General features: G+C 59.8%; 12 protein-coding genes. 5 read left to right on the top strand and 7 right to left on the bottom strand.

The window, feature by feature from the left end:
• Positions 1 to 267: 267 nt before the first annotated feature.
• Complete coding sequence (locus NTD87_RS05405; protein ID WP_262112413.1) at positions 268 to 927, top strand: methyltransferase family protein; 660 nt, start codon at positions 268 to 270, stop codon at positions 925 to 927.
• 128 nt (positions 928 to 1,055) lie between these two features.
• On the top strand, positions 1,056 to 2,585 hold the full coding sequence (locus NTD87_RS05400; protein ID WP_262112412.1) for an FAD-dependent monooxygenase: 1,530 nt from the start codon (positions 1,056 to 1,058) through the stop codon (positions 2,583 to 2,585).
• An 18-nt stretch (positions 2,586 to 2,603) separates the two neighbouring features.
• On the opposite strand, the gene hemB is transcribed toward NTD87_RS05400, so the two are convergent.
• Positions 2,604 to 3,578, bottom strand: a complete 975-nt coding sequence (hemB, locus tag NTD87_RS05395) for a porphobilinogen synthase (RefSeq protein ID WP_262112410.1) — start codon at positions 3,576 to 3,578, stop codon at positions 2,604 to 2,606.
• Positions 3,579 to 3,805: 227 nt separating this feature from the next.
• The gene (locus tag NTD87_RS05390; protein ID WP_262112408.1) at positions 3,806 to 4,504 is read right to left on the bottom strand and encodes a glutathione binding-like protein; all 699 of its coding nucleotides are present in this window, start codon (positions 4,502 to 4,504) and stop codon (positions 3,806 to 3,808) included.
• A gap of 209 nt (positions 4,505 to 4,713) precedes the next feature.
• Between NTD87_RS05390 and NTD87_RS05385 the strand changes: the two genes are divergently transcribed.
• Positions 4,714 to 5,769, top strand: a complete 1,056-nt coding sequence (locus NTD87_RS05385) for a permease (RefSeq protein WP_262112407.1) — start codon at positions 4,714 to 4,716, stop codon at positions 5,767 to 5,769.
• A 43-nt stretch (positions 5,770 to 5,812) separates the two neighbouring features.
• On the opposite strand, the gene mnmH is transcribed toward NTD87_RS05385, so the two are convergent.
• Positions 5,813 to 6,910: a tRNA 2-selenouridine(34) synthase MnmH gene (gene mnmH / locus NTD87_RS05380; RefSeq protein WP_262112406.1), complete on the bottom strand. Its 1,098-nt coding sequence runs from the start codon at positions 6,908 to 6,910 to the stop codon at positions 5,813 to 5,815.
• Positions 6,910 to 7,944 (bottom strand): selenide, water dikinase SelD, encoded by a 1,035-nt coding sequence (gene selD / locus NTD87_RS05375; protein ID WP_262112405.1) that lies wholly within the window; start codon positions 7,942 to 7,944, stop codon positions 6,910 to 6,912. The genes mnmH and selD overlap by 1 nt, the downstream gene beginning before the upstream one ends.
• Before the next feature lie 267 nt (positions 7,945 to 8,211).
• Between selD and NTD87_RS05370 the strand changes: the two genes are divergently transcribed.
• Positions 8,212 to 9,168 (top strand): nucleoside-specific channel-forming protein Tsx, encoded by a 957-nt coding sequence (locus tag NTD87_RS05370; RefSeq protein WP_262112403.1) that lies wholly within the window; start codon positions 8,212 to 8,214, stop codon positions 9,166 to 9,168.
• 42 nt (positions 9,169 to 9,210) lie between these two features.
• Positions 9,211 to 10,245, top strand: coding sequence for a purine-nucleoside phosphorylase (locus tag NTD87_RS05365; RefSeq protein WP_262112402.1), 1,035 nt, complete (start codon positions 9,211 to 9,213; stop codon positions 10,243 to 10,245).
• Between the two features lie 173 nt (positions 10,246 to 10,418).
• Here the strand turns inward: NTD87_RS05365 and NTD87_RS05360 are convergent, their stop codons facing one another.
• The 3 genes from NTD87_RS05360 to NTD87_RS05350 form a co-directional block, all read right to left on the bottom strand.
• Complete coding sequence (locus NTD87_RS05360; protein WP_262112401.1) at positions 10,419 to 11,375, bottom strand: zinc-binding alcohol dehydrogenase family protein; 957 nt, start codon at positions 11,373 to 11,375, stop codon at positions 10,419 to 10,421.
• Positions 11,376 to 11,405: 30 nt separating this feature from the next.
• Positions 11,406 to 11,579, bottom strand: coding sequence for a XapX domain-containing protein (locus NTD87_RS05355; protein WP_262112400.1), 174 nt, complete (start codon positions 11,577 to 11,579; stop codon positions 11,406 to 11,408).
• Positions 11,580 to 11,672: 93 nt separating this feature from the next.
• On the bottom strand, positions 11,673 to 12,461 hold the full coding sequence (locus NTD87_RS05350; RefSeq protein WP_262112399.1) for an AraC family transcriptional regulator: 789 nt from the start codon (positions 12,459 to 12,461) through the stop codon (positions 11,673 to 11,675).
• Between the last annotated feature and the right edge of the window lie 80 nt (positions 12,462 to 12,541).

The raw sequence follows: 12,541 nt of genomic DNA, 5'->3' as shown, positions 1-12,541 counted from the left end.
CAATAAGGCGAAAGCACACTGCCCTACCAACTCCTTCCAGGCTTCGATGAACTGAAGCAACCCGCTGCCGAAAACTGCGTAACTCTTTGTTTACCAAGGAGTTTTCCGTTTCGACTGCGCCGGAAGTGAGGCAAATTATAGACAGATACAATTCGCCGTCAACCCTTAATTTGGTTTTTCTATACTTAAGGGCAAAAATGGCAGATCTAGCACTGCAATCCGCCTGATCCCACTACGCTTAAAGAGTCTGCCCTCCGAGCCCCCGCCATGAACATCTCCCCAAAGCTGGCCGTGTTCAGTATTGCAGCAACTTTGGTCTATCTCGGACTCGCCATTCTGGGACTGGGTGGTTTTGCTGCGTTTTTCTACCATCCTGCCCTCGTGGTCATTGCCCTTGCGACTCTAGTGATGACGGGACTAGGGCTGTTCACTGAAGGCAACTTGAGTTCCGGAGAACGTGAAGACCGGGCCAATCGCTGGGTACTGCCGGTATTTGGTGTGATCGGCCTACTGTCCGCGTTTGTTCCCGCCTATACCGACCGGGTCGACTTCTGGACCTTCGGTGGCGAAGGCATGCGCTGGGTTGGCGCGTTCCTATTCATTGCAGGTGGTGCGTTGCGGATGTGGCCAGTGTTCGTACTCGGCAAACGCTTCAGCGGCCTGGTCGCCATTCAACCCGGACATACGCTGGTGACTGACGGTATCTACCGAACGCTGCGCAACCCGAGTTATCTCGGGATGCTGGTCAACGCACTGGGCTGGGCGCTGGCCTTTCGCTCTGGCGTCGGGGTCGTGCTCACCGCCCTGCTGCTCCCCGCCCTGATTGCCCGTATAAATGCAGAGGAAGCCTTGCTGCGCAGTCAGTTTGGTGCTGAGTACGAGGCTTACTGCGCGAAAACCTGGCGGCTTATCCCCGGGGTTTACTGAGATCGGCCCGAGGCTGAGCCTCGACTTCTTCATCACCTCGTTGATTGTCGTATTGATCCTCGGTACCGGGATCGGATCTAAACTGGTTACACCCCTGTTCAGCGGGACTCTCGGCCGAGGGCAACGACATGAACCGCAGCGATGTACTGATCATTGGCGCCGGCCCCACAGGACTGGTCCTGGCGCTTTGGCTCAACAAGCTGGGAGTCCGGGTGCGCATCCTCGACAAGACCAGCGCACCCGGCACCACTTCGCGCGCCCTGGCGGTTCAAGCGCGTACCCTGGAGTTGTACCGCCAGCTCGACCTCAGTCAGGCCGTGGTGCAGCACGGCCACAAAGTGCCGGCGGTCAATCTGTGGGTTAAAGGCGAACCGGTGGCACGGTTACCGTTCGAGGAGATCGGCAAGGACCTGACCCCCTACTCGTTTCTGGAGATTTACCCGCAAGATCAACATGAACGGTTGTTGATCGAACGTCTGGAGCAGCTAGGCGTGGTGGTCGAGCGCGACACCGAACTGACCAGCTTCAGTGAACATGGCGGCACCGTCACCGCGCAGTTGCTCCTGCCCGACGGGCAAGAGCAGACCTGTCAGACCTGCTACCTGGCAGGTTGTGATGGCGCGCGCTCTACCGTACGCAAGACACTCGACATTGGTTTCCCCGGCGGCACCTACCAGCAAGTGTTTTACGTTGCCGACGTCGAGGCCAGCGGTCCGGCGCTCAATGGCGAATTGCATGCGGACCTTGATGAAGCCGACTTCCTGGCGGTTTTTCCGTTGGCCGGCGAAGGCCGCGCACGGCTGATCGGTACCGTGCGCGACGAGCGCGCTGAGCAGGCCGAAACCCTCAAGTTTGAGGACGTCAGCAGCCGGGCCATCGAACACTTGAAGGTTCAGGTACATAAGGTCAACTGGTTCTCGACCTACCGGGTCCACCACCGGGTAGCGGACACCTTCCGCTTCGGGCGCGCCTTTTTGCTGGGCGATGCCGCCCATGTGCACAGCCCCGCCGGCGGCCAGGGCATGAACACCGGAATTGGCGATGCGATCAATCTGGCCTGGAAACTCGCCGCGGTACTCAACGGCGCAGCCAACGACAAACTGCTCGACAGTTATGACGTCGAACGCATGGCCTTTGCCCGGCGACTGGTGTCGACCACCGACCGGGTGTTCAGTTTCGTCTCCGCTGAAGGCCCAATGGCCGATCTGATACGCACGCGGGTTGCACCGTTTCTGCTGTCAAAAATGGCCTCAGTGGAACTGGCACGCGAATATCTGTTCCGTACCGTTTCGCAAATCACCCTGAATTATCGCGGGATGCCCCTGAGCGAAGGTCACGCAGGTCATGTCTTCGGCGGTGATCGCCTGCCTTGGGCGCACGACAGCGAGACCGATAATTTCAACAGCCTGACAAGCCTGAACTGGCAAGTTCACGTGTATGGCGACACCAGCGAAGAAATGCTTGCCTGGTGCGCCGAACATCATCTGGCCCTGCATATTTTCGACTGGCATCCGACCCACGAAGCCGCCGGTCTGGCGCGCAACGGCTTCTATCTATTAAGGCCTGACACTTACGTCGCCGTCGCCGACCTGTCGGCCGACCCGAAAGTCATCGAGCGTTACTTCCGGGACCACGGGATCAAGCCGTTTCTCTGGTAACACGCAAACGCCAACGACTCAGATTCCACTCAACGCCAGGTCCATCGCAAAGTAGGTGAAGATCAGGTCCGCACCCGCGCGCTTGATCGCGCCCAGGCTCTCGCGTACCACGCGGTCTTCATCGATGGCACCGGCGGCGGCGCCGAACTTGATCATCGCGTACTCGCCACTCACCTGATAAGCCGCCAACGGCAAACGCGACGCTTCACGGATATCACGGATGATGTCCAGATACGCACCGGCCGGCTTGACCATCAGCGCATCGGCGCCTTCCTGTTCGTCAAGCAACGATTCGCGCACCGCTTCGCGGCGGTTCATCGGGTTCATCTGGTAACTTTTGCGATCACCTTTGAGCGCGCTGCCACCGGCTTCGCGGAACGGGCCGTAGAGTGCCGAGGCGAATTTGGTCGAATAGGCCATGATCGAGGTCTGGTTGAAACCGGCTTCGTCGAGGGCCCGGCGAATGGCCTGAACCTGCCCGTCCATCGCCGCTGAAGGCGCAATCACGTCTGCCCCGGCACGTGCAGCGGCGACGGCTTGCTTGCCGAGGTTGATCAGGGTTTTGTCGTTGTCGACTTCACCCGCGTGAATCACCCCACAGTGGCCATGATCGGTGTACTCACAAAAACAGGTGTCGGACATCACGATCATCTCCGGCACCGCGTCCTTGCAGATCCGCGCCATGCGTGACACCAGACCGTTTTCGTTCCAGGTGTCGCTGCCGCTGCCATCCAGGTGATGGGAGACCCCGAAGGTCATCACCGATTTGATGCCCGCCCGCGCATAGCGCTCGACTTCCCCGGCCAGTTTCGACTCTGGAATCCGCCGCACGCCAGGCATGCTGGTAATAGGCACGAAATCGTCGATTTCCTCTTCGACAAAGATCGGCAGCACCAGGTCATTGAGGCTGAACTCGGTTTCCTGGAACAGGTTGCGCAACTGCGGATTGCGGCGCAAACGGCGCGGACGGGCTTCGGGGAACTGGCTGGACATAGGATTTCCTGGCAGGAGGCCAACGGCCTGGACAAGACGAAAGTCGCAAAGGAAGGCAGCTTATGCCCCTCTCCCCCAACGATACAAACGCAAGTTCGGGAAGAGTTTGTTTCCGATTCGGTAACAGTCTGGCGCTTTCAGCAAAAAACCTCAGGCTCCGCCAGCAGACTCTTGATCGCGACGTAACGCCACTCCAAGGCATTGCGCTGGAGTGGCGTTGTTTGCCGTTACTTGGGAATTTCCAGACCACGAATCACCGCAGGACGTGCCAGGAAGCGTTCCAGCACACGCAATACATTCGGGAAGTTCTTGATCCCGACCAGGTCACCCGCCTCATAGAAGCCGATCAGGTTGCGCACCCAGGGGAAAGTCGCGATATCGGCAATGGTGTAACGCTCGCCCATGATCCAGTCGCGACCTTCCAGGCGACCATCGAGCACGTTCAGCAAACGCTTGCTTTCGTCGACGTAGCGGTCACGCGGGCGTTTGTCCTCGTAATCCTTGCCGGCAAATTTATTGAAAAAGCCCAACTGGCCAAACATCGGCCCGATGCCGCCCATTTGAAACATCAGCCACTGAATCGTCTCGTAACGCGCAGCCGATTCCTGCGCCAGCAGTTGCCCGCTTTTGTCGGCGAGGTAGATCAGAATCGCCCCGGACTCGAACAGCGCCAGTGGCTGATCATCCGGTCCATGGGGGTCCAGGATCGCCGGAATCTTGTTGTTGGGGTTCAGTGACAAAAACGCTGGAGACAGCTGATCATTGGTGTCGAAACCCACCCGATGCGGCTCGTAAGGCAAGCCGATCTCTTCGAGCATGATCGAGACTTTGACGCCGTTGGGTGTCGGCAGGGAGTAAAGCTGTATCCACTCGGGAAACTGGGCAGGCCATTTTTCGGTGATCGGGAACGCAGACAGATCGGTCATAGTGAACATCCAGTGACAAATGAATGGCTGATGGAGGGCGTTGGTTGCGGCGGATGCCCGTCCTGTAAGGCGGCTAGATTATAGGCACGGCGTTGATTGGGGCAGGTTAAATCATAATGGGTCGGCTTGTGCCCATCGTTATCCGAGCCTCTGGACTAGACTGCACTGGAGTATGATGCGCCACTGTCCCTATTGTCCGGAGCCTCTGCATGTCCAACTCCTTAGCGGCCCCCAACCGGAGCCTGGCGCTCTGGTGGAAACCCGCCCTGTTCTTGCTGGTCGCCTGTATCGGCCTCTATTACGTCAAGTGGTCGCCCTACTACCTCAAGGCTTTCGTGGCCGCCGACAGTCACAGTATCGGCGCGTCGATCCTCAACGATGAGCAAACCGCACCGCTGGCCGCTGCACTGGCGTACGCCAAGGTGTACTTCCTGGCGATCTGGAAAGCGGCCGTACTGGCAGTGATTCTGGGTTCGCTGCTGCAGGTATTGATTCCGCGAGACTGGCTGCTGCGCCTGTTCGGCCGTGCCGGTTTTTCTTCGACCCTGCGCGGCGGGTTGTTCGCCCTGCCAGGCATGATGTGCACCTGCTGCGCCGCGCCCGTGGTGTCAGGCATGCGCCGTCAGAACGTCTCGGTGGGTGCGGCGCTGGCCTTCTGGATTGCCAACCCGGTACTCAACCCGGCAACGCTGGTGTTCATGGGCTTCGTGCTCGGCTGGGGCTTTACCGCACTGCGGCTGGTGGCGGGGATTGTGCTGGTACTGGGTGTTTCGTTGGTCGCCCAACGTATCTCGCGCCCCGAGTACATGCCGGAAGCGGCGCTGGAAGCAGTGGCCGAAGCCACCCGCACAACCGACACCCAACCCTTCCTGAGCCGCTGGGCGCGAACCTTGTGGCAACTGTTCTGGACCACCATTCCGGTCTACGTGCTGGCAGTACTGGTTCTGGGCGCCGCCCGGGTCTGGTTGTTCCCTCACGTTGACGGCGCGATGGCCAACAGCTTGCTATGGCTGATACCGCTGGCCATCGTCGGCACGCTGTTCATGATCCCCACCGCCGCGGAAATTCCCATCGTGCAGACCATGATGACCTTGGGTATGGGTACCGCACCGGCCGTGGCCCTGCTCATGACCTTGCCGAGCATCAGCCTGCCGTCGCTGTTGATGCTGCGTAAGGACTTCGACACCCGAGTGCTGGTGACCGTGGCTGGGCTAACCATGTTGATTGGCGTGATTTGCGGGCTGATCGGGGCGTTGGTGCTTTAAAGGGGATTGCAGGCGTTGGTTGGCCAACGCCTGCCTCTGAGCTTTACCGGTTAGCCCGCTCACGCAAGTACTCGAGCACGGCGGCCTGTTCACCGGAGAACTCGATTCGGGCCTCTTTCTTCTCGCGCTGGAAGGCGTACATCGGGTCGTAATACTCTTTCAACAATCCTTCGATCCAGCCACGGTGCAAGTCCACTGCACCGCTGCGCACCTGCTCGGCCAACGCGGCTTCCATCAAATCGAACATGCGCTGGTGACGCTCGCCACCCAGACGCTTGCTGATATTGTTCAAACTGCCCAGCAAACGTTCAGAGAACTGCGCGAAGCCTTCTTCGCCATACACGGCGATGAATTCCGCATACAGGTTCACCACGTAATCACGCAAAATCCGCTCGACCCGACCTTCCAGGCTGTCTTCGAGCCAGACCATCGGATACTGCTGCATGCCCTGATACAGCGGCAGTGGCAAGGCACAGCTGCCCACCATGCGGCTCTCATCTTCGAGCACGAACTGTTCGATTCCTTGGGCGCGTTTTTTCAGCACGTCCACCGCCAGGCGGTTCTCGAAGTCGATGTTGGAGGGCTGCCCGGTCGCACGCTTGCCGAAGCTGGAGCCGCGATGATTGGCGTGGCCTTCAAGGTCCAGACCGTTGTTCAAACGGGTGAGGACGTCGGTTTTACCGGTACCGGTCATACCACCGAGCAGTACGAAATCGCACTGCTCGACCGCCTGATCGACCGTTTCCAGCAGGAAAGTCCGCATCGCCTTGTAGCCGCCACCCACCCGGGGGTAGTCGATGCCCGCCTCGTCCTTGAGCCATTGCTGAACGATCTGCGAACGTAAACCGCCGCGAAAGCAATACAGACAACCGTCAGGATTGCCCCGGGCAAAATCAGCCCACGCCTGGATGCGCGCCGCCTTGATCTCACCCGATACCAGCTGATGTCCAAGCACGATGGCGGCCTGCTGACCTTGCTGTTTGTAGCAGGTGCCGATCCGCTCACGCTCGTCGTCCGTCATCAGCGGCAGGTTGATCACCCCGGGGAACGAACCCTTGGTGAACTCGACCGGCGCACGGGTATCCATCATTGGCCGATCATTGAGGAAGATGTCGCGGTAATCAGTGATATCGATGGGCATCAAATCACCTCTACCGCGTTGCTCTGTCGCTCAACCAGTTCGCCAATCGGTGACAGGTTCAGCCCCAGCTCGGCGGCAACGGCCAGGAACTGCTCGTTACCCTCGGGCGTCACGGCGACCAGCAAACCGCCGCTGGTTTGCGGATCGCACAGCACACGCTTGTGCAGTTCCTGTATGCGTCCAATCTTGTCGGCATAACTGTCGAAGTTACGCAGCGTCCCGCCCGGCACACAGCCTTGATCGAGGTAGTACTCAACGCCCGGCAGACGTGGCACGCGGTCGTAATAAATACGCGCGGTCACACCGCTGCCATCGGCCATTTCCACCAGATGCCCCAGCAACCCGAAACCGGTAACGTCGGTCATCGCGGTCACACCATCGAGTTTGCCAAAGCGACTACCGGGTTTGTTCAGGGTACACATCCAGTCACGGGCCAGGCCGATGTCGCTGGCGCGCAGTTTGCCCTTCTTCTCGGCCGTGGTGAGGATGCCGATGCCCAGCGGTTTGGTGAGGTACAGCAAGCAACCGGCGGTGGCGGTGTCATTGCGTTTCATGTGGCGTTTTTGCACGAGCCCGGTGACCGCCAGGCCGAAGATCGGCTCCGGCGCATCGATCGAATGCCCGCCGGCCAGGGGAATGCCCGCCTCATCACAGACCGAACGGCCGCCGCGAATCACTTCCCGGGCAATCTCCGGCGCCAGCACGTTGACCGGCCAGCCGAGGATTGCAATCGCCATCAACGGATCACCGCCCATGGCGTAAATGTCGCTGATGGCATTGGTGGCAGCGATACGACCGAAATCGAACGGGTCATCGACAATCGGCATGAAGAAGTCAGTGGTCGACACCACGCCACGCTCGTCGTCGATGGCATACACCGCTGCGTCATCGCGCGATGCATTACCCACCCAGAGCTTAGGGTCGAGATTCTGCGCGCCGCTGCCGGCCAGAATCACCTCCAGCACCTGAGGCGAAATCTTGCAACCACAGCCCGCACCGTGGCTGTACTGGGTCAGGCGAATCGGCTCGCTCATGGGGGCACCTCTGGAATTCAAGTTGAGCAATTCTAACAGAGCGCGGCGCAAGAGCTGACAGTGCCCGCCCCGCTTTCGTACAGACCCGCCCGCCGATGGAACACATTGCTGAGCAAAACGTCAGCTAATTCACAAAATTTCTCTTTAATTCAAGCGCCTGTTCCAAATTGGTCCGCAACATGCAAACGTTTGCGTCAGAAGCTTGAACGATACTTCAACGCATGAGTGCTCAAGTTCGACCCACCACTGCACGAACAAGGATTTTCAATGCACGCCACTCCCAGACGCACCGCGTCCTGCCCCGCTTTTGCCGTTTCCTTGGTATTAAGTACCGTTACAGGACTTCTCAGCCCGGTCGCCCACGCCCAGGAAGAAACCGTTGATGAGTCCGCACAAGGCGAAGCCCTCAGCGCCGAAGCCAGCCCACCGAAAAAGGGTGCGTACCTGTCGGACTGGTTCAACCAGGACCTGATGCTGATCGGCAGCAAGGACATCAGCTTCGGCCCACAGCCGGCGGATGACGTTTACCTGGAGTACGAATATTTCGGGCGCAAGGGACCGTTTGAACTGTATGGCTACATTGACGCCCCGAAGATCCTCGGCATCGGCAACAGCCATGACAAAGGCGTCTGGGATCACGGCTCGCCGCTGTTCATGGAGCACGAACCGCGCATTTCCATCGACTACCTGGCCGGTCGCAGCCTGGCGGTCGGGCCATTCAAGGAATGGTATGTCGCCTTCGACTGGATCTACGACCACGGCAGCAGCACCGCCAATCGCGCCAACACGCTTTACAGTGGCCTGGGCACCGACATTGACACCCATTCGCGGGTCAACCTGTCGGCCAACATCTACGGGCGTTATCAGTGGGAGAACTACGGCGCCAGCAACGAGTACTCGTGGGACGGTTATCGCGCCCAGTTGAAGTACGTCGTGCCCATCGACAGCTTCAGCAATGGCGCGTCACTGACCTACATTGGTTTCACCAACTTCGACTTTGGCTCGGACCTGCATAAAGACAATCCGGCACGCACGGCCAACGCTACCGTGGCCACCAACGTATTGCTCTATTCATTCACACACCTGCGCTTCACCCTGGTCGGGCGTTATTTCCATAACGGCGGCAACTGGGAAGATGGCAGTGAGTTGAACTTTGGTGACGGCAACTTCCGCGCTCGCTCCGAGGGCTGGGGTTACTACGCGGGTGTCGGGTATCAATTCTGAGTGGCAAGCTGGTTCGTTATCAACATCTACCAAGGAGGTTCCATGCACGCAATTACCCGCCTTTCTCTGTCAGCCGGTCTGACCTGCAGCGCCCTGCTCTCTTCCAGTGTCTGGGCGGCCGAGGCCCCGATCACCCCGAAAGTCATGCTGATCAGCATGTTCGCCCCGGAAGCGCAAAACTGGATTGATCGTCTGGAACTCAAACAGGAGATCCGTGTACCAGGACTTTCCGCCGAGTACCCGAACATTCGCTGCAATACACAGCAGGTGTGCCTGATGGTCACTGGCATGGGCCAGACCAACGCCGCAGCCTCCACGCTGGCATTGGCCCTGTCGCCGAAATTCGACCTGCGCAAAAGCTATTTCCTGATCGCCGGAATTGCCGGCATCAACCCGCACCGCGGCACCATCGGCACCGCTGCGTGGGCCCATTACCTGGTGGAATTCGGCACCCAGTGGGAACTGGACTCGCGAGACGTTCCTTCGGCGTGGCCGACCGGTTACATCGGCATCAATACCCAAGGCCCGAACGAGAAACCACCGCTGGACTACAAGACCGAAGTCTTCGAACTCAACCCGAAGCTGCAAGCCAAGGCCTTCACCCTGACCCACAACGTAGCGTTGAGCGAAAGCCAGGAGTCCGCCGCGTGGCGGGTGAAATACCCCTACGCCCCGGCCAATCAGCCGCCAGTGGTCACGCAGTGCGACACGCTGGCGGGCAATACCTGGTATTCCGGAACACGCCTGAGCGAGCGCGCCGACGTCTGGACCCGATTGCTGACGGACAACAAAGGCGTTTATTGCACGACTCAGCAGGAAGACAACTCAACGTATGAAGCGCTGCTGCGCGCCAGCCGTGAAGGTCTGGTGGATATCCAGCGCCTGGCGGTGGTACGCGCTGGTTCCGACTTCGACCGTCCGTATCCGGGGTACAGCGAAGTCGACAACCTGCTCAAGTACGCCGATCAAGGTGGGTTCGTCCCCGCCCTGGAAAACCTCTTCCGCACCGGTAACCCGCTGGTACAGGAGATTCTGAAGAACTGGTCGGCGTGGGAGAATGGTGTGCCTGAGGCGTAACCTGTGGCGAGGGAGCTTGCTCCCGCTGGACGGCGCAGCCGGCCCAATAATGGAATTCGCGTTCCAAATGCCGGAACGCGTCATCCGCTTTGCGACTACTTCGCAGCCGAACGGGAGCAAGCTCCCTCGCCACGGTCATCACCCGTCGATGGATCACATCGGAACCGACAATTTCAAGGCAACAAAATCACTTTGTCGCCACTGCCCTGATTCACCTCGGCATAACGCTCAACCCCCTCGGCCAGTGGCGACTCCACCAGCCCTTCCGGCAGCGGCAACAAGCCCTCATCAAAGAACCGACCGAACTGCTCAAGCATCGCCGCGCAGGCTTCGACGCCGTACAGCAGCGAGTTGATTCCAACCACCGAACCGCCCCGGCGATACAACGCCAGCGCCGGCAGTTGCACATGCCCGTCGACCGGTGCTGCAATGATTGCAATACGGCCGAAGGTCGCCAACGCCGCTACCGCCGCCGGCAGCCAGAAGCCAGTGGTGTCAAAAATCACGTCAGCGCCGCCGGCGAAAACCGCATTGACCTGAGCGCCCAGCTCCTCCGGCTTTGCCAGTTGGATCGTATTGAAACCCTGGGCCTGCAAGGCCTTGACCTGCTCCGGACGCCGCGCTGCCGCCAACACCTGAGCGCCACGAATTTTCGCCAGCGCCAACGCCGCGCTCCCTACCGCACCACCACCGATCACTAGCAAACGGGTTTGCGCGGTTACCAGGCTGCGCTCCAGTGCATCCCACGCGGTGGTGTAAGGCACGCCAAGGCTGGCCGCCTGGGCAAAACTCAAATGCGTTGGTTTGAGTGCGACGCCCTTGGCCGGCAGTTTCACGAATTGCGCATGAGAGCCATCGGCGAAAAAGCCCAACTCGCGGCCCGTGCCCCAGACTTCCTGACCGATCAGCGCCTGCGGGCCTTCAATCACCACGCCGGCGAAGTCGCGTCCGGGGATTCGTGGCAGCGTGGTGTAGGGAAAACGTCCGAGCACGTTCTTCACATCGCTGGGGTTCAAACCAGCGGCTTTGATCTGCACCAGCACCTCGTTGGCGCCCGGAATCGGAGTCGGCAGCTCAACGTAGCGCAAGGCCGCCAGATCACCGGTTTTATCGAATTGCAGAGCTTTCATGGGAATGTCTACCAGATAAATGAAGGGATTTCAGGAGATCCAGCCAGCTACCAACTGCCGCCCCATGGGCCACAACTGCTCGCCAGCCAGCATGCCCAGCAACCCCACCAGCGCGATGGCCGGTGGCGCGGGCGAACGAAAATCCAGTGCGCCGTAGAGCAGGCCAACGCCAAGACCAATGGACAGTGAAATGAGGTAGTTCATGCTGAACTCCGTGCAATGGGGTATGCGCAGAGTCTAGAGAGTAGCCGCCAAAGCGATCGGCCAAGTCCTTCAGGATTTCGGCCAAAAAACCCGCTACGGCGCGAAACCGGCATCGCCTTCATGGGCAAATTGCGAGGGTGAAACGCCCAGTTCACGGCGAAACATGTCGCTGAAGCTGCTCGGCGAATAGCCCAGTTCGCGGGCGATTGCACTGACTGGAACGCCCTGGATCAACTCGGCGACCGCAACCGCCAATTGCACCTGACGCCGCCATTCGGCAAAGCCCATGCCCAATCCATCCTTAAACAGCCGCGCCAGGGTACGCACGCTGGCACCGGCATTTTCGGCGTGCTGCTCAAAAGGAATATCCAGCGACGGTGCGGCCATGACCGCCTGGCAAAGGTTCACCAGCCGCCGCTCAGTGTTGTCCGGCATGGGGATTTTCAGCAGCGAACGTTTCGCCCGTTTCAGCTCCAGCAACGCCAGCCCCACCAGCGCCTCGTAGTAATCCGCCGGCCCACGGTCGCCCTGCTCCACCAACCCGAGAATCAACTCGCGCAGCAATCCACCCACCTCGATCACCTGAACGCGGTTGCCCAGAGTCGCGGCCAACGCGGGACGCAGGTAGATATTGCGCATCTGCAAATCCGACACCACGCGAATCCCGTGCACTACACCCGGCGGCAACCAGACCGCCCGTTGCGGCGGCACCACCAGCGCTTCGGCAGGTGTCTCGACCCACATCACCCCGCTCATCGCGTACAGTAACTGACCCCAAACGTGTTCGTGCGGTTCGATATACAAGCCACGCGGATAGGTGCGCGCCAACGGCTGCACCGGCACATCGGTGTCGCTGAGATCAGGCGGAGCGGCAAGGGCCATGGGCAAGCATCGTGATAGAGGGCGAAGGCCTCATGGTAACGAGGCACTGCGATTGCTGCCAGTTGACACGCGCGCTCAAC

The sequence above is a fragment of the Pseudomonas sp. 6D_7.1_Bac1 genome, assembly GCF_025465945.1.
Classification (GTDB): domain Bacteria; phylum Pseudomonadota; class Gammaproteobacteria; order Pseudomonadales; family Pseudomonadaceae; genus Aquipseudomonas.
This window is presented reverse-complemented; position numbering and strand designations above follow the sequence as displayed.